The sequence below is a fragment of the Microbacterium sp. P5_B6 genome (assembly GCF_056400345.1).
The window spans coordinates 78,792-104,329 of the sequence record NZ_JBFULL010000009.1; the positions used below are offsets into that span (position 1 = coordinate 78,792).

At 70.6% G+C, this 25,538-nt stretch carries 22 protein-coding genes; 7 read left to right on the forward strand and 15 right to left on the reverse strand.

Annotated features, from left to right (window positions below):
• Positions 1-151 precede the first annotated feature (151 nt).
• Genes AC1DP3_RS13585 through AC1DP3_RS13595 form a run of 3 tightly spaced genes read left to right on the forward strand, consistent with a single transcriptional unit; the run spans position 152 to position 3,164 of the window.
• On the forward strand, positions 152-361 hold the full coding sequence (locus AC1DP3_RS13585) for a heavy-metal-associated domain-containing protein (RefSeq protein ID WP_477294108.1): 210 nt from the start codon (positions 152-154) through the stop codon (positions 359-361).
• Positions 361-2,820 (forward strand): heavy metal translocating P-type ATPase, encoded by a 2,460-nt coding sequence (locus AC1DP3_RS13590; RefSeq protein WP_477294110.1) that lies wholly within the window; start codon positions 361-363, stop codon positions 2,818-2,820. Before AC1DP3_RS13585 ends, AC1DP3_RS13590 begins: the two co-directional genes overlap by 1 nt.
• Complete coding sequence (locus AC1DP3_RS13595; protein WP_477294111.1) at positions 2,817-3,164, forward strand: metal-sensitive transcriptional regulator; 348 nt, start codon at positions 2,817-2,819, stop codon at positions 3,162-3,164. Before AC1DP3_RS13590 ends, AC1DP3_RS13595 begins: the two co-directional genes overlap by 4 nt.
• Positions 3,165-3,770: 606 nt before the next feature.
• Here AC1DP3_RS13595 and rarD read toward each other — a convergent pair.
• Entirely contained in the window at positions 3,771-4,679 is a 909-nt protein-coding gene (gene rarD, locus AC1DP3_RS13600; RefSeq protein WP_477294187.1) for an EamA family transporter RarD, read from the reverse strand.
• Positions 4,680-4,930: 251 nt separating this feature from the next.
• Positions 4,931-5,227, reverse strand: coding sequence for a co-chaperone GroES (gene groES, locus AC1DP3_RS13605; RefSeq protein ID WP_163618107.1), 297 nt, complete (start codon positions 5,225-5,227; stop codon positions 4,931-4,933).
• A gap of 147 nt (positions 5,228-5,374) precedes the next feature.
• Here groES and AC1DP3_RS13610 point away from each other — a divergent pair, with 147 nt between their 5' ends.
• Positions 5,375-6,586, forward strand: coding sequence for a THUMP-like domain-containing protein (locus AC1DP3_RS13610; RefSeq protein WP_477294113.1), 1,212 nt, complete (start codon positions 5,375-5,377; stop codon positions 6,584-6,586).
• A gap of 360 nt (positions 6,587-6,946) precedes the next feature.
• On the opposite strand, the gene AC1DP3_RS13615 is transcribed toward AC1DP3_RS13610, so the two are convergent.
• The 9 genes from AC1DP3_RS13615 to coaA all read right to left on the reverse strand — a co-directional run bounded on the left by AC1DP3_RS13615 (position 6,947) and on the right by coaA (position 16,134).
• Positions 6,947-7,606, reverse strand: a complete 660-nt coding sequence (locus AC1DP3_RS13615; protein ID WP_477294115.1) for a DUF4190 domain-containing protein — start codon at positions 7,604-7,606, stop codon at positions 6,947-6,949.
• A complete protein-coding gene (gene tsaD, locus AC1DP3_RS13620; RefSeq protein ID WP_477294117.1) occupies positions 7,603-8,694 on the reverse strand; it encodes a tRNA (adenosine(37)-N6)-threonylcarbamoyltransferase complex transferase subunit TsaD in 1,092 nt (363 codons plus the stop codon). The genes AC1DP3_RS13615 and tsaD overlap by 4 nt, the downstream gene beginning before the upstream one ends.
• Positions 8,691-9,329, reverse strand: coding sequence for a ribosomal protein S18-alanine N-acetyltransferase (gene rimI / locus AC1DP3_RS13625; protein WP_477294119.1), 639 nt, complete (start codon positions 9,327-9,329; stop codon positions 8,691-8,693). Before rimI ends, tsaD begins: the two co-directional genes overlap by 4 nt.
• Positions 9,326-9,994 (reverse strand): tRNA (adenosine(37)-N6)-threonylcarbamoyltransferase complex dimerization subunit type 1 TsaB, encoded by a 669-nt coding sequence (gene tsaB / locus AC1DP3_RS13630; RefSeq protein WP_477294120.1) that lies wholly within the window; start codon positions 9,992-9,994, stop codon positions 9,326-9,328. Before tsaB ends, rimI begins: the two co-directional genes overlap by 4 nt.
• 509 nt (positions 9,995-10,503) lie before the next feature.
• Positions 10,504-11,016, reverse strand: a complete 513-nt coding sequence (gene tsaE, locus AC1DP3_RS13635) for a tRNA (adenosine(37)-N6)-threonylcarbamoyltransferase complex ATPase subunit type 1 TsaE (RefSeq protein ID WP_477294122.1) — start codon at positions 11,014-11,016, stop codon at positions 10,504-10,506.
• 109 nt (positions 11,017-11,125) lie between these two features.
• On the reverse strand, positions 11,126-12,250 hold the full coding sequence (gene alr, locus AC1DP3_RS13640; protein ID WP_477294124.1) for an alanine racemase: 1,125 nt from the start codon (positions 12,248-12,250) through the stop codon (positions 11,126-11,128).
• Positions 12,247-12,630, reverse strand: a complete 384-nt coding sequence (locus tag AC1DP3_RS13645; RefSeq protein WP_477294126.1) for a holo-ACP synthase — start codon at positions 12,628-12,630, stop codon at positions 12,247-12,249. The genes alr and AC1DP3_RS13645 overlap by 4 nt, the downstream gene beginning before the upstream one ends.
• Before the next feature lie 392 nt (positions 12,631-13,022).
• Positions 13,023-14,876, reverse strand: coding sequence for a glutamine--fructose-6-phosphate transaminase (isomerizing) (gene glmS, locus AC1DP3_RS13650; RefSeq protein ID WP_477294127.1), 1,854 nt, complete (start codon positions 14,874-14,876; stop codon positions 13,023-13,025).
• Between the two features lie 304 nt (positions 14,877-15,180).
• Positions 15,181-16,134 carry a type I pantothenate kinase gene (coaA, locus tag AC1DP3_RS13655; RefSeq protein ID WP_477294129.1) on the reverse strand — a complete coding sequence of 318 codons (954 nt, stop codon included), beginning with the start codon at positions 16,132-16,134 and terminating at the stop codon, positions 15,181-15,183.
• 75 nt (positions 16,135-16,209) lie between these two features.
• Here coaA and AC1DP3_RS13660 point away from each other — a divergent pair, with 75 nt between their 5' ends.
• Complete coding sequence (locus AC1DP3_RS13660) at positions 16,210-17,142, forward strand: Ppx/GppA phosphatase family protein (protein WP_477294130.1); 933 nt, start codon at positions 16,210-16,212, stop codon at positions 17,140-17,142.
• A gap of 163 nt (positions 17,143-17,305) precedes the next feature.
• Here the strand turns inward: AC1DP3_RS13660 and glmM are convergent, their stop codons facing one another.
• From glmM to rplM, 3 genes are read right to left on the reverse strand one after another with little or no spacing between them, the layout of a single operon-like run.
• Positions 17,306-18,664: a phosphoglucosamine mutase gene (gene glmM / locus AC1DP3_RS13665; protein ID WP_477294132.1), complete on the reverse strand. Its 1,359-nt coding sequence runs from the start codon at positions 18,662-18,664 to the stop codon at positions 17,306-17,308.
• Positions 18,665-18,681: 17 nt separating this feature from the next.
• A complete protein-coding gene (gene rpsI / locus AC1DP3_RS13670; protein WP_477294134.1) occupies positions 18,682-19,161 on the reverse strand; it encodes a 30S ribosomal protein S9 in 480 nt (159 codons plus the stop codon).
• A gap of 26 nt (positions 19,162-19,187) precedes the next feature.
• Positions 19,188-19,634, reverse strand: a complete 447-nt coding sequence (gene rplM, locus AC1DP3_RS13675) for a 50S ribosomal protein L13 (protein WP_477294136.1) — start codon at positions 19,632-19,634, stop codon at positions 19,188-19,190.
• Between the two features lie 303 nt (positions 19,635-19,937).
• Here rplM and AC1DP3_RS13680 point away from each other — a divergent pair, with 303 nt between their 5' ends.
• Positions 19,938-21,830 carry a DUF4012 domain-containing protein gene (locus AC1DP3_RS13680; RefSeq protein WP_477294138.1) on the forward strand — a complete coding sequence of 631 codons (1,893 nt, stop codon included), beginning with the start codon at positions 19,938-19,940 and terminating at the stop codon, positions 21,828-21,830.
• 197 nt (positions 21,831-22,027) lie between these two features.
• Here the strand turns inward: AC1DP3_RS13680 and AC1DP3_RS13685 are convergent, their stop codons facing one another.
• Complete coding sequence (locus AC1DP3_RS13685) at positions 22,028-23,998, reverse strand: hypothetical protein (RefSeq protein WP_477294140.1); 1,971 nt, start codon at positions 23,996-23,998, stop codon at positions 22,028-22,030.
• 359 nt (positions 23,999-24,357) lie between these two features.
• On the opposite strand from AC1DP3_RS13685, the gene AC1DP3_RS13690 reads away from it, so the two are divergent.
• Positions 24,358-25,521 carry a glycosyltransferase gene (locus AC1DP3_RS13690; RefSeq protein WP_477294142.1) on the forward strand — a complete coding sequence of 388 codons (1,164 nt, stop codon included), beginning with the start codon at positions 24,358-24,360 and terminating at the stop codon, positions 25,519-25,521.
• The last annotated feature ends 17 nt before the right edge of the window (positions 25,522-25,538 follow it).

Sequence of the window (25,538 nt, forward strand, 5' to 3'; positions counted from 1 at the left end):
CCGAATCGTTATGAAGCGCGGAAACCCGGGGCATCCGATTCCGGGCACATGCAGGAATACTCCGGGAAGGGAGTACGTTGGATTCGGTACCCCCATGGGGTATCAATCGAACGTCGGGTGCACACCCGGCTGAGAAGGACAGGAAGAGATGATGACGACGACCGAGTTCCAGGTGACCGGAATGACCTGCGGACACTGCGAGTCTGCAGTGCGCGGAGAAGTCACCAAGGTGCCAGGGGTCGAGCAGGTCGAGGTGAGCGCCTCGAACGGACGCCTCGTGGTCAAGAGCAGCACCCCGCCCGCTGATGCCGAGATCATCGCGGCCGTCGACGAGGCGGGCTACGAGGCGGTGCGCGTCTGATGACCGCATCCCACTCCCCCGAGCAGCTGATGCCGCAACGGGTCGACCTCGAGATCACGGGGATGACCTGCGCCTCCTGCGCCGCCCGCATCGAGAAGAAGCTGAACCGGCTGGATGGTGTCGAGGCATCCGTCAATTTCGCGACCGAGAAGGCGCATGTGACGGCGCCTGCCAGGATGGATCCGCAGACGATCATCGCCGAGGTCGAGAAGACGGGCTACGGGGCCTCCGTTCCCGCGCCCGTGACGCACGCGCACCATGTCGAGCCGGAGCTCGTCTCGCTGCGGCGACGACTCGTGGCATCCATCGTGCTGGCGGTGCCCGTCATCCTGCTGTCGATGATCCCCGCGCTGCAGTTCCCCKGCTGGCAGTGGGTCTCTCTGGCCCTGGCGACGCCGGTCGTCACGTGGGCTGCCTGGCCGTTCCACCAGGCGACGTGGACGAACCTGCGCCATGGCGCGGTGACGATGGACACGCTCATCTCGGTGGGCGTGGGCGCCGCGTATCTGTGGTCGTTGTACGCACTGTTCTTCGGCGACGCCGGCATGATCGGCATGACCCATGGCTTCAGCTGGACGGTCTCGCCGAGCGATGCCGCAGGCAACCTCTATCTCGAGGTGGCCTCGGGCGTCACGATGTTCGTGCTCGCCGGCCGGTACTTCGAAGTGCGGTCCAAGCGCGAGGCCGGCGCGGCGCTCCGCGCGCTGCTCGACCTCGGGGCGAAGGAGGTCGCGGTCCTCCGGAACGACCTCGTCACGGGCTCGCGGATCGAAGTGCGGATGCCGGTTCAAGACCTCCGCGTCGGTGACGAGTTCGTCGTCCGGCCCGGTGAGAAGATCGCGACGGACGGCGTCGTCGTCACGGGGACGTCGGCGGTCGATGCGTCGACCGTGACCGGTGAATCCGTCCCGGTCGAGGTCGGCGAGGGCGACCCCGTCGTCGGTGCCACGGTGAACGTCGGCGGACGCCTCGTGGTCCGCGCGACCCGGGTGGGGCGCGACACCCAACTCGCCCAGATGGCACGTCTGGTGGAGCAGGCGCAGTCCGGCAAGGCGGAGGCCCAGCGCCTCGCCGACCGGATCTCGGGCATCTTCGTGCCGATCGTCATCGCGATCGCACTCGCGACGCTCGCGGCCTGGCTCCTGCTCGGCTTCCCCCCGGCAGCCGCCTTCGGCGCCGCTGTCGCCGTGCTCATCATCGCCTGCCCCTGCGCCCTCGGGCTCGCGACTCCGATCGCGCTCCTCGTGGGCACCGGCCGCGGAGCGCAGCTCGGCATCCTGATCCGCGGTCCCGAGGTTCTCGAGTCGACGCGTGCGGTCGACACCGTCGTGCTCGACAAGACGGGCACAGTGACGACAGGACGGATGTCGCTCCTCGACGTCGTGCTGCCCGCTTCGGTCGCGGGCGCAGAGGCACACCCGGCCGCGGCTCGAGGAATGGAGGCGGGTTCCTCCGACGATCGCCCGATCGTCCGACCGGCCGACGCGCGCGCCCAGGTGCTGCGGCTCGCCGGCGCACTCGAGCACGCCTCGGAGCACCCGATCGCGCGGGCCATCGCCGCGGCAGCCCGGGCGGAGACCGGCGAGCTGGCGCCCGTCGAGTCGTTCCAGAACGTGCCGGGGCGCGGCGTCTCGGGCATCGTCGACGGCCACGCGGTCATCGTCGGCGGGGAATCCCTGCTGGAGGACTGGGCGCTGCGACTGCCCGACGATCTGGCGGCGGCCAAGGCCGAGGCCGAGGCATCCGCTGTCACCGCCGTCGTGGTGGCCTGGGACGGAGAGGTGCGCGGCATCCTCACGATCGCCGATCGGGTCAAGCCGACGAGCTCCGAGGCGATCGCCCAGCTGCGAGACCTGGGGCTCGAGCCGATCCTGCTCACCGGCGACAACGAGACGGCGGCGCGTCGAGCAGCCGCCGAGGTGGGGATCGACCGGGTCATCGCCGGCGTGCTGCCCGCAGGCAAGCTCGACGTCGTGTCGTCGCTCCAGGCCGAGGGCCGGGTGGTCGCGATGGTCGGAGACGGCGTCAACGACGCGGCCGCCCTCGCGCAGGCAGACCTCGGACTCGCGATGGGAACGGGAACGGATGCTGCGATCGAGGCATCCGATCTGACCCTCGTCCGCGGGGATCTGCGCAGCGCGGCCGATGCGATCCGGCTGTCCCGGGCCACCCTCGGGACGATCAAGGTCAATCTCTTCTGGGCCTTCGCCTACAACATCGCCGCGATCCCGCTCGCCGCACTGGGGCTGCTCAACCCGATGATCGCGGGCGCCGCCATGGCGTTCTCCAGTGTGTTCGTGGTGGGCAACAGCCTGCGTCTGCGCGGGTTCCGCAGCCTGTCGAGCACGGCGCCCATCGCCCGCCAGGCCACGGCGACACCCGACACCGAACCCAGGCCCGACGCCACCCGACACGTCGGCGGCGACCACACCCCCCACCAGCACCAGGAGCAGCGATGACCCTCGAGCAGACGCAGCATGCAGCATCCGTCACGCACGCCGACCACTCGGCGGGCGAGCATGCGCATCACGGCTACATCACCGACAAGGCGAAGTACCTCAACCGGATGAAGCGGATCGAGGGTCAGGCGCGGGGCATCCACAAGATGGTCGATGACGAGAAGTACTGCATCGACATCCTGACGCAGATCAGCGCCCTCACGAGCGCACTCGAGGCGGTCGCCCTGGGCCTGCTCGACGACCACCTGCGCCACTGCGTGGTGGATGCCGCGAAGCTCGGCGGCGCCGAAGCCGACGCCAAGATCACCGAGGCCACGCAGGCCATCGCCCGCCTCGTGCGCTGATAGCGCGCTCAGGCCGTGCGCTGACGGCGTGCACTGACGGCGTGCACCGAGCCCGTGCGCTGAGGCCGTGCGCTGACAGCGCGCACGGAGGCCTTGCGATGACAGCGCGCACGGACGAGGTCGGCGGGCCCCCCACGTCCTGCGGAGCCACGGTAGGCCGGCCCGGACCCGCGCGTGCCGTCCGCGCCGGCGTCCGTCCGGGGCGCGCCGCCGATCCCAAGCCGCCCGAGAGGTGGCGGGTGTCATCTTCCGTTCTCTTCTGCCTCACCCCGTCGCTCATCGCCCGGGCTCTCACCGAAAGCCCACGTCCCGGGCGCGAATCTCGTGCGCGCTCGGTGAGAGCACGGGCGATGTACAGCAGGAAGGTGGCCCGCAGAGTCGGGACGGGCGCGCGGGATGACGGCGTCAGGCGCCGCGCGCGGCCCGCCGGCCCGCCGGCCGGGCGCGGGACCCCACTGGCGCGCTGGCGCCGGACCGCCCGGCCACTCTCACGCGGGAGCGGCCCGCGGGCGCCTCAGGTCAGCCCGCCCACTCTCACGCGGGAGCGGCCCGCGCGCGCCTCAGGTCGGCCCGCCCACTCTCACGCGGAGCCGTCCGAGGCGCGCCTCAGGTCAGCTCGGCGACGTCCGACGGGGCGTCGTCCTTCTGCCCGGCGCGCGCGCGGCGGGCGGCGAGCACGGAGTCGACGGTGAGGAGCGTCAGCGCCACCCACACGAGTCCGAAGCCGATCCAGCGCTCGACGGGCATCGGCTCGTTCAGCAGCCAGACGCCGAAGCTGAACTGCAGGATCGGTGCGACGAACTGCAGGATTCCGATGAGGGTCAGGGGCGCTCGCCGGGCGCCGGCCGCGAAGAAGAGCAGAGGTGTCGCCGTCGCGACTCCGGCGAGGAGCAGCAGGACCGTGTGGGCAGTGCTGCCGCTTCCGATCGTGAGGCCGGTGGTCAGCCCGACGACGACGAGCTGGATCACCGCGATCGGCGTCAGCCACAGCGATTCGAGCGTGAGGCCGCTGACCGCGTCGACCGACGGCCCGATCTGCTTCTTCACGAGGCCGTAGAGCCCGAAGCTGAAGGCGAGCGACAGGGCGATCCACGGGAACGAGTGGTATCCGACGATGATGACGAGCACCGCGGCGGTCGCGATGCCCAGGGCGACCCACTGGGCCGCACGGAGCCGCTCGTGCAGCACCAGCACTCCGAGCAGCACCGTGACGATGGGGTTGATGAAGTACCCGAGGCTGGTCTCGACCACGTGGTTTGTGAGCGTCGCGATCAGGAAGACCTGCCAGTTGACGTAGATCAGCGCGCCCGCCACGATCGTCCAGACCACGAGCCGCCGGTTGCGCAGGATCGTGACGAGCTTGCTCCAGGTGCGCGTGACGGTCAGGAGAATGGCGCAGAACGCCAGCGACAGCAGGATGCGCCAGGCGACGATCTCCCACGGGCCCGTGGGCTTCAGCAGCAGGAAGTACAGCGGGAGGAAGCCCCAGATCAAGTACGCGGTGAAGGCGTAGATGCCGCCGAGCCTGCGCTCGCGGGCGGCCGCCGGGCTGAGGGGTCCGGGTTCCGCCGCCGCCTCGGGCGAAGAAGCATCGGGCGACAGGCGTTCACGGCTCACCTACCAAGGGTAGGCCGCGGGTGATCGCGTCGGCCGCCGTGCGGCATCCGTCCCCTGCCTACCTGCCTGCGATTTCGGCCACGCGCGATCGGGAATGACGAAGGGGTCCGGATGCTGAGCATCCGAACCCCTTCGCGAAGCGCTTGTCGTCAGCGGACGACGACCGCCAGCACGTCGCGAGCCGACAGGACGAGGAACTCGTCGCCGCCGAACTTGACCTCGGTGCCGCCGTACTTGCTGTAGATCACGCGGTCGCCGACGGCGACGTCAAGCGGGATGCGGTTGCCGTTGTCGTCGATGCGACCGGGACCCACCGCGAAGACCTCGCCCTCCTGGGGCTTCTCCTTGGCGGTGTCGGGGATGACCAGACCGCTGGAGGTGGTCTGCTCGGCCTCGACCTGCTTGATGACGATGCGGTCCTCGAGCGGCTTGATGGAAACCGACACGGGTTTACCTCTGCTTTCCTTGTGACAAAACTCATTAGCACTCACATGGGGCGAGTGCTGATCCAGTCTAGGCGGGCGGCTGGCACTCTTGCAACGTGAGTGCCAGATGACGTCACACGCCGACGCGGTCACCCGTACGCTGGCCGGATGGATCTGGCTGAGCTCACCGCCCTGCTGACGCCCGAGGGCCTGCGGCTGCTCGACGAGATGCCTGCCATCGACTCCGCCGACGACGTCGCGCGCACAGTCTCGCGCCTGCGTGCCGCGGGGCACTCCCCCGAGGTCGTGTCGGCCGTGGTGGGCCAGGCGCGGCTGCGCACCCGCGCCCGCGCGAAGTTCGGCCCCTTCTCCGAGCGGATGCTGTTCACCCGCGCCGGCCTCGAGCAGGCGACGCGGCTGTCGATCGCCGGACGTCACGCCGCACGGTTCCGCGACGCCGGGATGTCCTCCGTCGCCGACCTGGGCTGCGGCATCGGCGGCGACGCGCTCGGCCTCGCGGCGCTGGGCCTCAAGGTGCTGGCCGTCGACGCCGACGAGGTCACCGCCGCGATCGCCGCCTACAACCTCGCGCCGTTCGGTGCGGACGCCGTCGTGCGGCACGCCCGGGCGGAGGAGGTGACGGATGCCGCAGCATCCGGAATCCCGCAGGCCGACGCGTACTGGCTCGACCCCGCTCGCCGCACGGCCGGACACTCCGAGACCTCGCGGACGAGGCCGGAGGACTGGTCGCCGTCGCTCGACTGGGTGTTCGACCTGGCCGCGCGGCATCCGGCCGGTGTGAAGCTCGGCCCGGCGCTCGATCGCGCGCTGCTCCCCGCCGATGCCGAGGCCCAGTGGGTCAGCGCCGAGGGATCGACCATCGAGCTCGTGGTGTGGACGGGAGCTCTGGCCCGGCCGGGGGTGCGACGGGCTGCACTCGTCGTGCGCGGCGAGTCGGCGTCGGAGCTGACGGGAGAAGCGGATGCCGAGGACGAGCCGGTGCGCGAGCTCGGCGCCTTCATCCACGAGCCCGACGGGGCGGTCATCCGCGCACGCCTCATCGGTGATGTCGCGCGCTCGCTCGACGCGGGCATGCTCGACGAGCACATCGCGTACCTGACGTCGGATGCTGCGCTGACGAGCCCCTTCGTCGCATCCTTCCGGGTGCGCGAAGAGCTGCCCGCCGATACGAAGAAGCTCGCCAAGGAGCTGCGTGCGCGCGGCATCGGGCGGCTCGAGATCAAGAAGCGGGGAGTGGATGTCGACCCCGCCGTGCTGCGCAAGACGCTGTCGCTGAAGGGCGATGAAGCGGCGACGCTCATCCTCACGCGCATCGGGAACAGGCGCAGGGCACTCCTGGCCGACCGAGTGGGGGCGTGAGCCGGGGTCATCCCGGCGTGAGCCGGGTCGAGGGTGCGTCAGCCCGGCGTGAGCCGGGTCGAGGGCGCGTCAGCCCGGCCTGAGCCGGGTCGAGGGCGCGTCAGCCCGGCCTGAGCCGGATCGAGGGCGCGGCAGCCCGGCCTGAGCCGGATCGAGGGCGCGGCAGCCCGGCCTGAGCCGGGTCGGCCTTACCGTTTCGGGTCGCGCGCTGGCGGAGTCGACCGCGGCTGGTGCACTCGACTGGCGCTGGTGGGCTCGTGCGCTGGCGGAGCCGGCCGCGGTGGCTTACTGCGAGCGCGCCACACTTCGATGGAGCGCTCGCAGGGATCTGCAGCGCTCTGCGATTGCACTGAGCGCGGCTCAGCCGATGAGGCCCGCGGTCATCCCGGCGAAGACGAGCCAGCCGGCGCTGTAGATGATCGAAACCGCGCCGAGCACGATCGCCCAGATCGCCATCGCGCGGCTCTCGACGGGTCGGCGCAGCGCGAGGATCGCGGAGACGATCGCGACGATCCCCAGCGGAAACCCCCACCCCACGAACAGCGACGCGATCAGCGCGAGGATCGCGAAGGCCAGCGCCCAGCCGGCCCACCCTCGTGCCGGCTGGGCGGGCTCCGGCATAAGCCACTGCATGACCGGTTCGGGCTGCTCCCCGTCGGGGTCGGCGGGCGCTGACACCGAAGTGATCGGCAGCGGAGCCGTCGGCAGGCGCTGAAAGCCGCCGCGGTGCGCTCCGGGGAGGACCGTATCCGTTTCGGCTGCGACGGGCGGCACGGGCTCGCTCGGCGGGGTCGAAGAAGCTGCGGCGCTCCCCGGCGCCGGGCGGGGCTCGCTCGCGGGGGTCGAGGGGCTGGGCGCGGCCGAGGGGCCGGCATCCGGGACGGGCTCGCTCGGGGGGGTCGAAGAAGCTGCCGCGCTCCCCGGCGCCGGGCGGGGCTCGCTCGCGGGGGTCGAGGGGCTGGGCGCGGCCGAGGGGCCGGCATCCGGGCCCGGAATCGCACCTTCAGCCGGAGTGCTCACGCCGCCGCCTCTGCCGACTCCCCGACCTGGATCTCCGTCACGGGCAGCGTCGAGTCGGCCCCGAAGTCGAGGGTGGACGGTCGCCGGCCCGCCATGATGAGCTCGGACGCGAGGGCCGCGATCATCGCGCCGTTGTCGGTGCAGAGCGACAGCGGAGGGACGCGGACAGTCACGCCCGCGGCATCCGCTCGCTCGATCGCCACATCGCGCAGGCGCTTGTTCGCGATCACGCCGCCGCCGAGCAGCAGACGGGGCACGCCGTAGTCCGCGCACGCGGCGAGGGCCTTCGTGACGAGCACGTCGACGACGGCCTCCCGGAAGGATGCCGCGACATCCGCAACGGGAACCACGTCGCCGGCCGCTTCGCGCTGCTCGACCCATCGCGCAACCGCCGTCTTGAGGCCGGAGAACGAGAAGTCGTAGCGGTTCTTGGCCATGTCCGACGCACGTGACAATCCCCGAGGGAACCGGATCGCCTCGGGATCGCCGGATGCCGCAGCCCGGTCGATCTGCGGGCCGCCGGGGTAGGGCAGCCCGAGGATGCGCGCGATCTTGTCGAAGGCCTCGCCGGCCGCGTCATCCATCGTCTCGCCCAGGAGTTCGACGTCGGTCGTGAGGTCGCGGACGAGCAGGAGCGACGTGTGCCCGCCGCTGACGAGCAGGGCGACCGTGGGGTACTCGAGCGGTGGGGCATCGGCATCCAGGATGTCGGCGGCGATGTGCCCGACGAGATGGTTCACGGCGTAGAGGGGGCGTTCGAGCGAGACGGCGAGCGCCTTCGCCGCGCCGACGCCGACCATGAGCGCTCCCGCGAGGCCGGGGCCGCTCGTCACCGCGACCGCGTCCATCTCGGCGAGAGTGACGCCCGCTTCGGCGAGCGCGGCCTCGATGGACGGCTGCAGGGCCTCCAGGTGCGCTCGCGCGGCGACCTCGGGCACGACTCCGCCGTAGCGCGCGTGCTCGTCCATGCTGCTGGCGATGGTGTTGCTCAGGAGGGTGCGACCCCGCACGATCCCGATCCCGGTCTCGTCGCAGCTCGTCTCGATGCCGAGCACCAGCGGCTCGTGCGGCTGCTCGCGCCCGGTCATGTGCACACTCCGCCCTGCCAGGCGGCGCCGCTCGGAGCCGCTGCCTCGGCCGCGGGGGTGGTCGTCGCGGCGCCGACCGCATCGCCGTCGGAGATTCGGTCTTCATTCGGCGCGAAGGCCGGATTCGCTCCGACATCGGGCGATTTCTCCGACGCCGCCGAAGACGCCGCCCCGCGATGGGCCGCCCAGCCGGCGACGTCGAGACGCATCACGACCGCATCGACGTCGTCCGGCTGGTAGTAGCGCGGGCGCCGGCCGACTTCGGTGAATCCCTCGGAGGCATAGAGCGCCTGCGCGACGGGGTTGTCGGCGCGCACCTCGAGGAACACATCGTGGACGCGGCGGGCGGATGCCTCGGCGAGCAGCGCCTCGAGGATCACGCGGCCGCGTCCCCGGCCCCGTGCGGCCTCGGCGATCGCGATCGTCTGGATGTCGGCATCCCTCGCTCCGCGCGGGGCACGCAGCCCCGCGTAGCCGAGCAATCGTCCCGCCTCTTCGTCGACCAGGTAGTGGCCGTGCGGCGACGAGAGCTCTTCGCGCATCATCGCACTCGACCAGGCGTCGGTCGGGAACGAGGCGCGCTCGAGCGCCATGATCGCGTCGAGGTCGTCCGGGGTCGCGGTGCGCAGGGTCATGCCGCCCCTCCCGCAGGCGTGACGCGCTTGGGTCCGGCCGAGAGGGTCACATCGGGCGCGCGCAGATAGAGGGCGTCGTGAGGGCCGATCGTTCGGCCCGCGGCCATCCCCCGCGCTGCGGCGAGCGCCACCATCGCCGCCGGAATCCGCTCGGCATCCCGGCGCCGCGCTTCAGCGAGGTCGAGGACGGCATCGACCTGATCCCGCAGCGCGAGCGCGGGCTCGGACACCCGCACCGGAAGCCCCTCGTCGTCCAGACCCTGGTAGACCGTGAAGGCCACCTCGCGGCGTCGCGCATCCGTGACGACCGCGAAGCGCTCGGCATCGTCGAGCTCGCCCCTGAGCGCAGCCTGCATCAGAGCATCCAGCGCGACCGCGTCATGGCTCACCACGGGGATGACCGGGATGCCGCGCGCCAGCGCGAAGGCGCGGGCTGCGGCGATCCCGACTCGGAGTCCGGTGAACGGACCGGGGCCCATGCCGGCGGCGACATATGTGATGTCGCGGGGACGAATGGATGCCTCGGCCAGCGCCCGCTCGATCAGTCCGCCGATGACCTCGGCGTGTCCACGCGGGTCGGTGCTCTCCAGCTGCGACCGCACGACTCCGTCCGGTTCGACGACGGCGACGCCCGTGCCGAGGGAGGTGTCGATGCCGAGGATCACCTGTCCAGGGTAGCCGGGGCTCCGGCGTCGGCCTCGCCTGAACCTCAGGACCCGGACTTCTCAGGGCCGCGCTCTCCGTGCCCGCACATCCTGCTCACCAACTTCAGAGTATTGCGCGAACTTCGGACGATCCAGTCCGATCCATCCGATCTGGCGCGTTTCTCCGGACTTCGCGCCGCAACTTCGCGCGCCGCACGGAGGACGAGCGGCGTCCCGAGTTTCGCCGCGAGGGGTGGGTCCTGCTCACAGACTTCGGAGTATTGCGCGAACTTCGGACGATCCAGCCCAATCCCTGCGAAGTTGGCGCGTTTCTCCGAACTTGGCGCCGCAACTTCGCGCGCCGCACCGAGGGCGAGCGAGGTACCGGGTTTGGCCGCGAGGGGGGGCCTGCTCACAGACTTCGGAGCAGTGCGCCAACTTCGGACGATCCAGCCCAATCCCTGCGAAGTTGGCGCGTTCGTCCGAACTTCGCGCGGCTCATCAGCGGCGAGCGACGTGCAGAGCCCGCCCTACGGCCGCCGCGACACCGTCACCGCGCGAGGCGCGTCGGCATCGAGCTCCGCCGCGGCCGGCCCGCTCCCGCCGCACGCCGTGTCGAGCCCCGCTCCGCCCCACTCGCGTTCGAGTTCGATCTCCCACCACGAGTCGACCAGTGCGTCGACCATGCCTCGGCCCCACTCCACGATGACCACCGACCGCTCCAGATCGATGTCCAGATCGTCGAGTTCGGCGGAAGACCCCAGGCGGTACGCGTCGACGTGCACGAGGGGCGGACCTCCGATGAGTGACGGATGCGTCCGGGCGAGGACGAACGTAGGACTCTGGACCGGTCCGCGCACACCGAGTCCCGCAGCGATGCCCCTCGTGAGTGTCGTCTTTCCGGCGCCGAGGGGTCCCGTGAGCACGACCAGGTCGCCGGGGCGCAGCATCCGCCCGAGCTGCTCTCCGAACTGCTCCATGTCGTCCGGCGAGGCGATCTCGCGCCGGCCCTCGACACTCTCCAGGCCGCTCACCCGAACCATCCCCTGCAGAACTCCTTCGATTCCACGCGCTCCGCGCGACATGCGATCCACGTGACGAGCTCCCTGCCCGATCTGAAGGAGTTGTGCAGATCGGATTGCCGAAAGGGCGTCACGCCGAGACCTGCCGGCGCGGCACCCGTGGCCCGATGCGCGTCACGATCTCGTAGTTGATCGTGCCCGCGGCATCCGCCCATTCGCCCGCCGAAGGAAAGCCGAGCGTCGGATCGCCGAAGAGCACGGCTTCATCGCCGACCGCGACCGGCTGATCGCCGACGTCGACGACGAACTGATCCATCGCGATGCGCCCCGCGACGCGGAAGCGCTGACCGCCGATCCACACCGGCCCACCGCCCGACGCCGACCTGGGCACCCCGTCGGCATAGCCCAGCGGCACCAGCGCCAGAGTGGTGTCGCCCTCGGTGCGGTAGGTGTAGCCGTACGACACGCCGTGGTCCCCCTGCACTCGCCGGACGGCCGCAACCGGAGCGCGCAGCGTCATCGCCGGGCGCAGCCCGAGGTCGCCCGAGTCGCGGTCGTCGAACGGCGACAGCCCGTAGATCGACACGCCGAGACGCACGCAGCCGAGGCGTGCCTCGGGGAGCGCGATAGCGGCGTGCGAGGCCGCGATGTGACGCAGCTGCGGCGCGAGACCGACGGATGCTGCAACGGCGACGCCGTCGTCGAAGAGGGCGAGCGCGGCCCGATCGTCGTCATCGGAGGTGTTCGAGAGGTGGCTGAACAGCCCGACCACGCGCAGTTTGCCGATGCGCTCCAGCCGTGCGGCCTCGGCGAAGACGACCCGGAAGTCCTCGGGCGCGATGCCGTTGCGCCCGAGCCCCGTCTCGAGCTTGAGGTGCACGCCGACCGGACGATTGACGGATGCCGCAGCCGCCGCCTGCAGCAGCTGATCGAAGCTCGAGATCCCCAGCTCGATGCCCGCGCCTGCCGCCTCACGGAAGTTGGCGCGAGGTGCGTGGAGCCATGCCAGGATCGGCGCCGAGATGCCCCCGCGTCGCAGCGCGAGCGCCTCGCCGATGTCGGCGACGCCGAGTCTGGCCGCGCCGCCCTCGAGCGCCGCGGCCGCACTGCGGACCGCCCCGTGACCGTAGCCGTCGGCTTTGACCACCGCGATGACCTCGGCGCCGGTCAGGCGCCGGAGGTGCCGGACGTTCGCGGTGATCGCGCCGACGTCGACGGTCGCCTCCCGCAGGACGCCATCGGGCAGCCGGCTCATGCGGCACCGTCCGTCGAACCCTCGGACCCGAGAGCCTCCGCGATGACGTACGCGGTCGCGAATCCCCCGTCATGGGACATCGACAGATGCAGGGTGGTGATCCCCCGCTCGGCGACGGTGGAGGCGGTCGATCCCGTCAGGGTGAACCAGGGGCGTCCCGACTCCTCGGGCGTGATCTCGATCTCTGTCCAGTGCAGGCCGTCCGAGCCGCCGAGCGCCTTGATGAGCGCTTCCTTGGCGGCATACCGTGCGGCGAGCGATCGGGGCGGACGCAGGCGTTCCGCCGGCGAGAACAGCCGCTCGACGAGTCTCGGGGTGCGCTCGATCGTCCGCTCGAAGCGCCCGATGTCAACGAGGTCGACGCCGATCCCGACGATCATCTCACCCTCCCGAAGCCGCGGCCCGCGGCATCCGTCAGCCTACCGACGGACTCGCGAACCCATGCGCAGCTGCCGAATCCATCTTCTGTTTCCCGTGGTTTCGGCAAGAACTCATGGGTTCGCGAGTCCGACGCGAGGCCCCGGGACGCGAAGCCGCAGGCGGCAGGACGCGAAGCCGCACGGCGCGGGCAGTGAGCCAACGCCAGTCCACGGGGACGCGAGGACGCGACGCGCGAGGACGCCAGTCCACGAGGACGCGAAGCCGCAGGCCGCGGGACGCGAAGCCGCACGGCGCGGGCAGTGAGCCAACGCCAGTCCACGAGTCCACGGGGGACGCGGCGCGAGGACGGGACGCGCGAGGACGCGACGGCGGACGCGGCCAACCGCGCGGCTTACTCGACGGTGACGGACTTCGCGAGGTTGCGCGGCTGGTCGACGTCCAGCCCCTTCGCGGTCGCCAGACCCATCGCGAAGATGTGCAGCGGGACGACAGCGAGCAGCGGCTCGAACAGCGGTCCCGCGAGCGGGATGTGCAGCACCTCGTCCGCGAAGGGCAGCACGGCGGCGTCGCCCTCTTCGGCCACCGCGATGATCCGTGCGCCGCGCGCACGGATCTCCTGGATGTTCGAGACGACCTTGGAGTGCAGCAGAGCCGACTCCCGCGGCGACGGCACGATCACGAAGACCGGCTGACCGGGCTCGATGAGCGCGATGGGGCCGTGCTTCAGCTCGCCCGCGGCGAAGCCCTCCGCGTGGATGTACGAGATCTCCTTGAGCTTGAGCGCGCCCTCGAGCGCGATGGGGTACCCCACGTGCCGGCCGAGGAACAGCACCGATCGCGTGTCGGCCATCCAGTGCGCGAACTGCTCGATGCGGGACTGCTCGTTGTCGAGGATCCGCTGGATCTTCGACGGAACTGCTTCGAGCTCCAGCACCTGCTGGGCGACCTCCGTCGGCGACAGCGCGCCGCGGATGCGGCCGACGTGCAGCGCGAGGAGGTAGAGCGCGGTGATCTGCGCGACGAAAGCCTTCGTCGAAGCGACCGCCACCTCGGGACCGGCGTGGGTGTAGACGATCGCGTCCGACTCCCRCGGAATCGTCGCCCCCTGGGTGTTGCAGATCGAAAGCGTGCGCGCCCCGCGCTCCCGCGCGTACTTCACCGCCATGAGCGTGTCCATGGTCTCGCCGGACTGGCTGATCGAAACCACGAGGGTGTCCGCGCCGATCACCGGATCGCGATAGCGGAACTCGTGCGCCAGCTCCACGTCGACGGGAACACGCGTCCACTGCTCGAGCGCGTACTTGCCCACCAGGCCGGCGTATGCAGCCGTCCCGCAGGCGATGATGATGACCCGGTTGATGCCCTCGAACAGCTCGTCGAGGCCATCGAGCTCCGGGATGACGACCGCACCATCACGGATGCGGCCGCGAATCGTGTTCGCGACGGCCTCTGGCTCTTCCGACACCTCCTTGGCCATGAACGACGACCAGCCGCCCTTGTCGGCGGCGCCGGCATCCCACAGCACCTCGAAAGGCTCGACATCGACGGGCTCGCCGGTGAAGTCGGTGACCGTGACGCCGTCGGGCGTGATCGCGACGATCTCGTCCTGGCCGATCGCCAGGGCGCGCCGGGTGTGCTCGACGAAGGCGGCGACGTCCGAGGCGAGGAAGTTCTCGCCCTCGCCGAGCCCGATCACGAGCGGCGAGTTGCGACGCGCGCCGACGACGAGGCCGGGGTTGTCCTCGTGCATGGCGAGCAGGGTGAACGCGCCGTCCAGCCGCCCCACGGTCGTCCGGAAGGCCGCCACGAGGTCGCCGCCGTGCGCGCGATACTCACGGCCCAGCAGGACGGCGGCCACCTCGGTGTCGGTCTCGCTGCGGAACGAGTAGCCCTCCGCGACCAGTTCCGCCTTGATCTCGGAGAAGTTTTCGATGATGCCGTTGTGGATGACGGCCAGCTTGTCGTCGTCGGCCAGGTGCGGGTGGGCATTCGCGTCGGTGGGTCCACCGTGGGTCGCCCAGCGCGTGTGACCGATTCCGGTGGTGCCGTCAGACAGCGGCGACGACGACAGGTCGTCGCGCAGCATCTTCAGCTTGCCGGCCTTCTTGCGCATGCCGAGGCCGCCGTCTCCGTCGATGACGGCGATGCCGGCGGAGTCATATCCCCGGTACTCGAGACGGGCCAGCCCCGCGAGAAGAATGGCCTGACTCTGGCGCGGGCCCACGTATCCGACGATTCCACACATGCCCCCAATCGTAGGCGGCGGGTTTGGTGCAGAGCCTGAACAAACGTCGGCGGCGCGGGTCGGCTGGCTCGGCATCCCCTGGCCCTGGTCAGCCCTTCGCCGCGCGCCCGATCGACAGGTCAACCACGCGTGTGCAGGACGATTCGGCCCGATCCGCCCTGCAGATCCGTGGTTGACCTGTGCCCAGGCGCGCGGTGATGCCAGGACTGCGCGGGGAGGGGGTGCCCCCGATGGACCAGGACGGATGCTGCCGCAGAACCGCGCAGGCAGCTCGCGCACCCGAGCTCGCAGCACCCAGCCCGGCTCAGAGTTTGCGGAGCAGCACCGACTCGACCGTGTGGTTCGCGGCCTTCTGCAGCACGAGACTCGCACGGTGGCGGGTGGGCAGCACGTTCTCCTCGAGGTTCGGGAGGTTGATCGTGTTCCAGAAGCCCATGGCACGCTCGACGGCCTCGTCGTCGGTGAGGTCGGCGAAGACGTTGAAGAACGAGTTCGGGTTGCTGAACGCGCCCCGGCGCAGGGCGAGGAACCGGTCGACGTACCACTGCGCGATGTGCTCGGCATCCGCGTCGACATAGATCGAGAAGTCGAACAGGTCGCTCACCGCCACGTCGTTGGGGGTGGGCGGGGGCTGGAGTACGTTGAGCCCCTCGACGATGACGATGTCGGGGCGGCGCACGCTGATCGAGGCATCCGGAACGATGTCGTACCGCATGTGCGAGTAATAGGGAGCGCGCACTTCGGCCGCACCGCTCTTGACCTCGGTGAGGAACGACACGAGCGCCCGGCGGTCGTACGACTCGGGGAAGCCCTTGCGGTCCATCAGCCCCCGGCGCTCGAGTTCGGCATTCGGGTAGAGGAAGCCGTCGGTTGTGACGAGCTCCACCCGCGGAGTGCCGGGCCAGCGGCTCGTGAGCTCCCGGAGCAGGCGCGCGATCGTCGACTTCCCGACGGCGACCGATCCGGCGACGCCGACGATGAACGGCGTCGTCGTGTCGGCTTCGCCCAGGAACCCGGATGTCTCGGCCCCGAGCCGCTTCGTGGCCTCCGCGTACAGCGACAGCAGCCGCGACAGGGGCACGTACACCGACGACACCTCGGCCATGTCGAGGCGGTCGCCCAGACCGCGAAGCTGCACGATCTCGGTCTCGGTGAGAGGCTGCGCGATACCCGCTGCCAGCCGCGCCCACTCCGCGCGGGGAATCTCGCGATAGAGCGAGAGGACCTGGGTCAGGGTCGCTGCGTCGTCGGCGAACATCCCCCACATCGTATCGGGTGGGACGGATGCCGCTCCCGGCCCCGCGCCCAGCACCCTGCCCGCTAGCCTGAAGCCGTGCGCCTGGGAGTCCTCGACATCGGTTCGAACACCGTCCATCTGCTCGTCGCCGACGCCCGGCCGGGCGGCAGGCCGCTCGCCACCACGAGCGAGCGGACGGTGCTGCGCCTCATGCGCTACCTGACGCCGGACGGCTCGATCAGCGATGAGGGCGTGACGGCGCTCGTCGAGGCGGTGACCCGCGCCCGCGACGTCGCGGCGGCCGAGAAGGTCGATGAGCTGCTGGCGACCGCGACATCCGCGGTGCGCGAGGCGACGAACGGCCCCGAGGTCATCGCCCGGATCGAGGAGGCGCTGGGCCAGGAGCTCCAGGTGCTCGGCGGTGAATCCGAGGCCCGCTTCACCTTCCTGGCGGTGCGCCGCTGGTTCGGGTGGTCTGCGGGCCAGATCCTCCTGTTCGACATCGGCGGCGGCTCGCTGGAGCTCGCGGCCGGAAGCGACGAGCTGCCCGAGGTGGCGGCATCCGTCCCCCTCGGCGCAGGGCGGATGACGATCGAGTTCCTCCCTGACGACCCGCCCGGCCTCGACGCGGTCGACCAGCTGCGCGCTCACACGCGCTCGATGCTCGCGCCGGTCGTCGAGCAGTTCCTCGCGCAGCCCCGACCCGACCATGTCGTGGGATCGTCGAAGGCGATCCGCTCACTCGCGAAGCTCGCCGGCGACCCTATGCCCGGCTGGTCGGGAAGCGACCGGATGCTGCTCCCCCGCGCCGCCCTGGGCTCGTGGATTCCGCGCCTCGCGCGCATCCCCGCGGCGGCGCGGCAGGAGCTGCCGGGGATCACGGCCGACCGCGCGCTGCAGATCGTCGCGGGCGCGGTCGTGCTGCACGCGGCGATGACGGCGCTCAAGGTGGACGAGCTGGAAGTGAGCCCCTGGGCGCTGCGCGAAGGGGTGCTGCTGCGCTACACGGAGTCGATGTCCTGGGGCTGAGGCCGGGCACCCCCGGTGGTGGCGTCACCGCGCTGTCGTCGAATCCACACACCGCACGCCAAACCACCCGGTTCTGCGCGCCCACGTCGGTGGACTCGCGAAGAACGGGTGGATTCGGCGGTGATGGGCGGGGTACCGGCCCATCCACGTCGGAGGCCCGGAGTTACAGCGCGAGCCGCTCCCGCACGACACCCGCGAGCCGGTCGGCGATCTCCTGGGCGGCACCGGCATCGGATGCCTCGACCATGACCCGCACGAGAGGCTCGGTGCCGCTTGCCCGCAGCAGCACCCGCCCGCTCTCGCCGAGCTCGGCGGTGGCCGCGGCGACAGCATCCGTCAGCATTTCGTCCGAGCCGACGCCATCGCGATCGACGTCGCGCACGTTGATGAGCACCTGGGGATAGACCGTCATCACGGAAGCGAGTTCGGCGAGGGTCTTGCCCTTCCGCGCCATCTCTGCGACCAGGTGCAGGCCCGTCAGCAGGCCGTCCCCGGTCGTGGCGTAATCGCTCATGATGACGTGGCCGGACTGCTCGCCGCCCAGCGTGAACGCGCCCTCGTTCATCGCCTCGAGCACATAGCGGTCACCGACAGCGGTCTGCAGGACCTGGATGCCCTGCTGCGCCATCGCCCGGTGCAGGCCGAGATTGCTCATGACGGTCGCGACGAGCGTGTCGTCCTTGAGCTGGCCGCGCTCTTTCATGGAGACGGCGAGGATCGCCATGATCTGGTCGCCGTCGACGACCTTGCCGGAAGCATCCACGGCGAGGCAGCGGTCGGCGTCGCCGTCGTGGGCGATGCCGACGTCGGCTCCGACGCGCACGACATGCTCGGCGAGCGAGTCGAGGTGGGTCGAGCCGACCCCGTCGTTGATGTTCATGCCGTCGGGGTCCGCGCCGATCACGGTCACACGGGCGCCCGCATCCTTGAATGTCTCGGGCGAGACCCCGGATGCCGCGCCGTGCGCGCAGTCGAGCACGACGTGGATGCCATCGAGGCGATGCGGCAGCGAGGCGAGCAGGTGGAGGACGTAGCGGTCCTCGGCGTCGGCGAAGCGCGCGATGCGGCCGACATCGCCGCCGGTGGGCTGCAGCTTGGGGCCGGACATGGCGGCTTCGATGCGCTGCTCGACCACGTCGGGGAGCTTGACACCGCCGCGGGCGAAGATCTTGATGCCGTTGTCAGGGGCCGGGTTGTGTGAGGCCGAGATCATCACGCCGAAGTCGGCGTCGATATCGGCGATGAGGAAGGCGGCGGCCGGAGTCGGGAGAGTGCCGGCATCCAGCACATCCACACCTGAGGACGCGAGGCCTGCCTCGACGGCGGCGCTCAGGAAGTGGCCCGAGATCCGCGGGTCGCGCGCGACCACCGCTGTGGGGCGACGCCCGGCGGCCTTGCGCGCCTGAGCGGAACGACCCTGGCCCAGGACGACGGCGGTCGCCTGGGCCAGGGACAGTGCGAGATCGGCGGTGAGGGGGCCGTTGGCCAGCCCCCTCACCCCGTCCGTGCCAAAAAGCGGCATACGGAGCGGAGCGCCGATCAGCGCTTCGAGTACTGAGGCGCCTTGCGGGCCTTCTTGAGACCGGCCTTCTTGCGCTCCTTGATGCGGGCGTCGCGCGAGAGGAAGCCGGCCTTCTTGAGGGTCGGACGGTTGTTCTCTTCGTCGATCTGGTTCAGCGAGCGGGCGATGCCGAGGCGCAGGGCGCCGGCCTGGCCCGAGGGGCCACCACCCGAGATGCGCGCGATGACGTCGTACGCGTCGGTGAGGTTGAGCACCGTGAACGGGTCGGTCACGAGCTGCTGGTGCAGCTTGTTCGGGAAGTAGTCCTCGAACGTGCGGCCGTTGATGGTGATCGTGCCGGAGCCGGGGACGATGCGCACGCGGGCGATCGCCTCCTTGCGGCGGCCGACGGCCGAGCCCGAGACCGAGAGCACGGGGCGCTCGGCGGCGACGACGGTCTGGTCGACCGGGGTCTCGGTGGAGTAGTTGCTGGTTTCGGTTTCTTCGATGTTCGCCACGAGTCTGTCCTTATCCTGTGCGGCGCTTACTGGGCGACCTGGTCGAAGGTGTACGTCTTGGGCTGCTGGGCAGCGTGCGGGTGCTCGGCACCGCGGTACACCTTGAGCTTCGTCAGCTGCTGGGCACCCAGGCTGTTCTTGGGGAGCATGCCGCGGACGGCCTTCTCGACCGCGCGGACCGGGTTCTTCTCGAGGAGCTCGGCGTAAGTGACCGACTTCAGGCCACCCGGGTAGCCCGAGTGACGGTAGGCCTTCTTCTGCTCGAGCTTCTGGCCCGTGAGGGCGACCTTCTCGGCGTTGACGATGATGACGAAGTCACCGGTGTCGATGTGGTTCGCGAAGGTCGGCTTGTGCTTGCCGCGGAGGAGGGTCGCGGCGTGCGAGGCGAGGCGGCCGAGGACGACGTCAGTCGCGTCGATGACCAGCCACTCGCGCTGGGTCTCACCAGCCTTGGGGGTGTAAGTGCGCGTCACAGTAGTGCTGCTTTCTTGATCGAACGGAGAGGTTCGTGAATCCCACTCCGGGGTGGTTCCCTGGGGAACACGCCAGTGGAGGGCTCACGTTCGTATGGGCCGGGTCAGCTGAGCCGGACACCAAAGAGCAAGCTTACGGCATCGGGATGCTGCGGCCAAACCGCCCGCTTCCCTGAGGGATCCCGCCGCGGTCGGCACGCATGCTCTACTGGGGGCGAGATCCCAGGGACGCTCACTTATGCTGTGGACGTGATACCTGGGGATGGGGACCCTCAAGGCGGCACGCCGACTCCGGCGCCGCCTGTGAGCAGGCGCGGCGGGCGCGCCACGCGCGAGACGCGCGAGGTCGACGACGACCTCGCCGACCTGTACGCGCCCGAGGATGAGGACCTCGCCCCTCGCCGGAAGCACCGCGTGTGGCCCTGGGTGCTGCTGCTCGTCCTCCTTGCCCTCATCGGCCTCCTCGTCGGGGTCGCCATCGGGGTCAAGCACATCGCCGATCGCGCGTTCCTCGTGCGAGACGAGCTCACGGCGGCGCGCTCCGTCGTCGCGACGATCCCCGGCCTGGCGCAGGCTCGCGACACCGCGGGACTCGAAGCTGCCGCGGTCGAGCTCACGACCCACGCGGATGCCGCGCTGGCCGCGACCGACGACCCCATCTGGACCCTCGTCGAGCAGGTGCCGGTCTTCGGGGAGAACCTCTCGGCGGTCCGCAAGACGACAGCGGCCGCGCACCTCCTGGTCGACGACGCGCTGCCTCCCGCCATCGAGCTCCTCGGCGTCGTCGACATCAACAAGCTCGGCCTCAAGGACGGGCGCATCGACCTGTCCGCCTTCCAGGCGGCCCTGCCGATGATCCCCGCTCTGCGTGATGCCGTCGGCGCAGCGCAGGCGGAAGTGGCGGACATCAACCGCGGAAACCTCGTGCCGCAGGTGGACGACGCCATCGGCGAGATCGTCGACGTGCTCGACCAGGCCGCCCCCGTGCTGAACGAAGCGGAGCGGGTGCTGCCGGTGGCGCTGCGGGTGCTCGGCCAGAACGAACCCCGCAACTATCTCCTGATGTTCCAGAACAACGCCGAGACGCGGGCGACGGGCGGCATCCCGGCGTCCCTCGCGATGCTGCACATCGAGAACGGCGCAATCACACTCCCTCGCCTGTCGAGCTCCACCGAGCTGGCGGACGACGGCGGGAACCTCGACCCCGGCATGCCGCCGGAGGCGCTCGGCATCTACGAGCGCGACACCATCCGCAGCATGCAGAACTACACGCGCACGCCCAACTTCCCCACGAGCGCCGACCTCATGTCGCGCCTGTGGCAGAAGGAGATCGGCGGCACGATCGACGGGGTCATCTCCCTGGACCCGGTGGCGCTGACGTTCCTGCTCGAGGCCACCGGCCCCGTCGGACTCGCGGACGGCACGCAGCTCGACGCGGGCAACGCCCCGCGGGTCATGCTCGAGGAGGTGTACGACCGGTACGGGCCGGAGGAATCGGACGTCTTCTTCGCGGATGCCGTCACCCGCACCTTCGCGAGGGTCGTCTCGGGAACGGGCGCTCCGTTCGCCCTCCTCGATGCGATCGGCAAGGGTGTCGATCAGAAGCACGTGATGGTGTGGCTCACCCGTGAGGACGAGCAGGCCATGTCGGTCGAGCAGGGTGCCTCGGGGACGTTCGTCTCCGACAACGCCAAGGGAGCGCAGGTCGGCGTCTTCCTCAACGACTCGGGCTACGGGAAGCTGGACTACTACCTCTCGAGCAGTGTGAAGGTGACCGCGGACACGTGTGCGACAGGCGACGGTCCCGCCACGATCACCACCTCGATCACGCTGAAGTCCGACGTCCCGGAGTCCGGGCTCAGCGATTACGCGCTCAACATCCGCGGTCCCCGCTTCGGAGTGCCACGCGACACGATCGTCATGGACGTCCTCTTCTTCGGACCGGTCGGCGGGCAGATCGTCGAAAGCCGGCCCTCGAACGGCGACTGGAGCAACCTCGTCCGGACGGGAATCGAGCAGAACCGGCCCGCGAAGACGATCGCGGTCGGCATCCCCCGTGGGGAGTCGCGCACCGTGACCTTCACCTCGACGGTCGATCGGGCGAGCCTGGCCACGCCGTTGTCGCCGGTCGACGTGCGCACGACGCCGATGCTGAGCAAGACGCCCATCTCGATCGAGCAGACCGCCTGCGGGTGACCTGACGCTCTATCGCCTCGTGGCAGCCCCGGCGAAGGGAGCCGCCGCGCGGGCGAACCGTCCTACGGCGTCGGCACGGGCGAACCGTCCTACGGCGTCGGCACGGGCGAACCGTCCTACGGCGTCGGCCCCGGCGGACCGTCCTACGGCGTCGGCGCGGGCGGACCGTCCTACGGCGTCGGCACCGGCGAATCGTCCTACGGCGTCGGCACGGGCGGCACGTCAGGGGTCGGCACGGGGTCCGGCTCCGGCACGGGCGCCGGTGCCGGCTCGGGCACCGGCACGGGCACGGGGGTCGCTGGGCGAACCGGCGCGGGGCTGCTCCGGGTGGTCGGCGTCACCGGCTTCACCCCGGTTGCCGCGCGAGCCTGGTCGGCGCGCAGCGCAGTCACCGCGGCCGCGTAGGCGAGCATCTCGGCATCACCTGACCCGCCGGCGTTCTGAGCGGCAGGCACGGCGACGGATGCCTCGGTGACCGCATCGCGGAAGCTCTGCAGCGCGCGCCGGTTCTCGCCGACGATCACCGCTGCGGCGTCGGGGAGCGATGCACCCAGGGCGACCTGCGCGGCACGCAGTGCGTCGAGGGCCTGCTGCAGCGATGCCTGGGCACCGCGCACGTCGCGGGTCGCTGCGGCCACAAGGTCTTCATGGTCCTGGGCGCTCTGGGTCGCCGCCGCGACCTCGTCGATGTCGCTCATGTCGACGTCGCCGCGCTCGTACGGCTCGGGAAGGTCGCCGAGCGCCGGCTCGGCCAGCTTCGCATTCAGGGCTGCGAGCGCCGCGTTCGACGCGTCCAGCGCCTCCTGGGGAGCCATGCCGGCGATCGCCGCCAGCGGCGGCGCGGCGCTGTCGGCCGTTGCCCGCGCCGTCTCGACCGTGGCTTCGTACTCAGCGACTGCGGCGTCGAGCACCGATTGCGGCTCGGTGGCGTACGCCTCCGCAGCCTCGAGGTCATCGACGGCCGCGGCGAGCTGCTGCGCGGCAAGGTTGTCGGCGGCTACGGACCGCGCGAAAGCGAACCCCCCGGCCACGACGCCGATGAGCAGCAGGATCGACACGGCGACCGACCAGCGAACGCGTGTGCTCCACGCCCGGATGCCGCGACGCCGCGGAGGGACGGATGCGGCTACCGTCTGGGGGGGCACGTCAGTCGGCTGCCCCTGACTCGGCTGGGCGTGACTCGACGCTCCGACCGCCGCCGGGGTTGCGACCGCCGCGGGGACTGGGCTGGCCGGCAGCACCGCGCCGCCCGAAGCTATCGTCTCGAGCCAGCTGCCGGCAGACGCTTTTTCGGTCGTGAACCCAGCCTCTTTCTGGGGGGTGACGGCAGGCTCCTCCACCAGGTGCTCAAGCCATGCCAGCGAGTCGTCGATCTCCGCGTCGGCCGCGGGTGCCTCACTGCCCGGGCCCTCGGCCGGTGCATCCCCCGCCGTATCGCCGGCGGCAGTCGCGTCAGCGGGGGCAGTCGGAGCGAGTGCCGATGCCCCGAGCGCTGGCCCCGCCACGGGGAGGACGGGATCCTGAGGCTCTGGCTCCGGCTCGATCTCGGCCCGAGGCTCTGGCTCCGGCTCGATCTCGGCCCGAGGCTCCGGCTCCAGCTCCGCGTGAGGCTCCGCCGCCAGCTGGGCGGCCGGCTCAGGCTCCAGCTCCGCGGCCGACTCAGGCTCCGACTCCGGCTGGGGCACCGGCCCCGCCTCCGGGAGGACAGGCGACTGCTGCTGCGGCTGCGGCTCACCCTCCGGCTCCGGCTGGGGCACACGCTCTGGCCCGGGCGAGCCATCCACCACCTTCGCCGAAGGCGCGGCATCCGGTGTCGACTGCTCTTCTCCTGTCGGGGTCCCCGTCTCCATCACCGGCTGACGCGACGATCCGGATGCGGGCTCGGGGGGCGACACCGACCGGGGGTCCCACGAGAAGTCGGGTATGCCCTCGCGGACGGGGGGCGACTCGGTGGACAGGCCCGCGAACAGCGCGGCGAGGCGCTGCTCGGCGGCGCCGTCGCCGGCTGCGTCCTCGACGTCGTAGCGCGGCTCGGCGCTCGGCGTGAGCGGCGCGAACAGTTCGGCGAGGCGGCGGTCGGAGGCGGATTCCTCGCGCATTTCCGGCTCGCCGACGAGCGACGCCGCGCCGTCCTGCGGGTCGGTGTCGGGATCTTCGTCTGCTGTCACGCGTGTGCCTCACCCACGGGAAGGAGCGCGGTCATATTACACCGGCAGGCAGAGCCGTCTCTGTGAGCACAGCGAGTAAGCCCCGATCAGAGGGGGAAGCGCACCGGCTTTCGCGGAGTGCGCCGCCGCCCGTGTGCCGCCGCCGGGTGGCGGCATCCGCTCACATCCGCGATCTGATATGCGACGTTCTTCACGCACGTTCACATCAAGGAGTTGCAGCCGGCGAAGTCCGGGGTAGCCTAGCCGTTGCGTCGTCGCAGCCGTTGGAGCTGCGGCAAGCCTGGTGGATCTGAGTCTCACGAGGTCTCCTCGCTCGCCCGAGGGCAACACGAGGCATGCGTGTGACTGGGGGGTCATCGATGGCCGTATCTGAAGCAACGGGGCTGCCTGTGCAGGCGGATAGTGCGATATCACGCGGACTCATCGTCCACGAGTGGGTCGAGCGCTGGGGTGGCGCGGAACGGGTGCTCGACGCGATGATGGACGCCTTTCCGGAGGTCGGGGTCCGCGTTCTCTGGAACGACACCCCCATGCTGGACGGCAGCTCCTTCACCGAGTCCTGGATTGCCCGCACAGCCCTGCGCAACCACAAGGTGCTCGCGCTGCCCGCGATGATTCCCACGTGGCGGATGCCGACACCCGGCTCGCCGGAATGGATGCTGGTCAGCTCGCACCTGTTCGCCCACCACGTCAAGGCACGAGGCGGGACACGCAAATACGTCTATGCGCACACCCCCGCGCGCTACATCTGGGAGCCCGAGCGCGACCACCGCGGCAACGCGGCATGGGTGCGGGCTGCCAGCGCACTGCTGAAGCCGATCGACCGCCGCCGCGCCGCCGAGGCGACGTCGATCGCGGTCAACAGCCGGTTCACCGGCGAGCGAGTGGCCCGGGCCTGGGATCAGCCCTCGCGAGTGATCTACCCACCCGTCGACACCCAGACCCTCATGGCCACCGACGACTGGTCTCCCTTCCTGAGCGACGACGAGCGGCGGCAGCTGGATGCACTGCCCGAGACATTCCTGCTGGGCGCATCCCGGATGGTGGCATACAAGCGCCTCGACCGGGTCATCGAGATCGGCGCCCACGCGAAGGTGCCCGTGGTCATCGCCGGCACCGGTCCGAGCCACGACGAGCTGCGTGCGGTTGCGGCCGCGTCCAGCGCCGAGGTGACGTTCATCGTCGCGCCCTCCGACGCCATGCTGTTCGCGCTGTACGCACGCGCTCTCGCCTACGTCTTCCCCGCCGTCGAGGACTTCGGCATCATGCCGGTCGAGGCGATGGCCTGCGGAACGCCGATCATCGCGAACTCGGTGGGCGGCGTGCCCGAGACCGTCGAGATCGTCGGCGGTGGCGTCACGTGCGAGATCGAGGAGACGAACGACTGGGACGAGCTCATCCACCAGGCGACGTCGCTGGATGCCGGCGCCTTCCGGCAGCGGACCCAGGTGTTCTCGCGAGCGCGCTTCATCTCGGAACTGCATGAGTGGGTGCTCGGAGAGCAACCCGGGCCGATAGCCTGACGGTGTTCTCTTCCGCG

What these genes read in the sequence shown, in the direction of transcription:
- alr (WP_477294124.1), bottom strand. Translation starts at nt 12,250, where the DNA reads ATGAGCCGGCTGCCCGATGGCGTCCTGCGGGAGGCGACCGTCGACGTC.
- AC1DP3_RS13610 (WP_477294113.1), top strand. Translation starts at nt 5,375, where the DNA reads ATGGATCTGGCTGAGCTCACCGCCCTGCTGACGCCCGAGGGCCTGCGG.
- tsaD (WP_477294117.1), bottom strand. Translation starts at nt 8,694, where the DNA reads ATGACCGGGCGCGAGCAGCCGCACGAGCCGCTGGTGCTCGGCATCGAG.
- tsaE (WP_477294122.1), bottom strand. Translation starts at nt 11,016, where the DNA reads ATGGTTCGGGTGAGCGGCCTGGAGAGTGTCGAGGGCCGGCGCGAGATC.
- AC1DP3_RS13645 (WP_477294126.1), bottom strand. Translation starts at nt 12,630, where the DNA reads ATGATCGTCGGGATCGGCGTCGACCTCGTTGACATCGGGCGCTTCGAG.
- glmM (WP_477294132.1), bottom strand. Translation starts at nt 18,664, where the DNA reads ATGCCGCTTTTTGGCACGGACGGGGTGAGGGGGCTGGCCAACGGCCCC.
- AC1DP3_RS13595 (WP_477294111.1), top strand. Translation starts at nt 2,817, where the DNA reads ATGACCCTCGAGCAGACGCAGCATGCAGCATCCGTCACGCACGCCGAC.
- rimI (WP_477294119.1), bottom strand. Translation starts at nt 9,329, where the DNA reads ATGACCCTGCGCACCGCGACCCCGGACGACCTCGACGCGATCATGGCG.
- coaA (WP_477294129.1), bottom strand. Translation starts at nt 16,134, where the DNA reads ATGTTCGCCGACGACGCAGCGACCCTGACCCAGGTCCTCTCGCTCTAT.
- AC1DP3_RS13690 (WP_477294142.1), top strand. Translation starts at nt 24,358, where the DNA reads ATGGCCGTATCTGAAGCAACGGGGCTGCCTGTGCAGGCGGATAGTGCG.
- AC1DP3_RS13585 (WP_477294108.1), top strand. Translation starts at nt 152, where the DNA reads ATGACGACGACCGAGTTCCAGGTGACCGGAATGACCTGCGGACACTGC.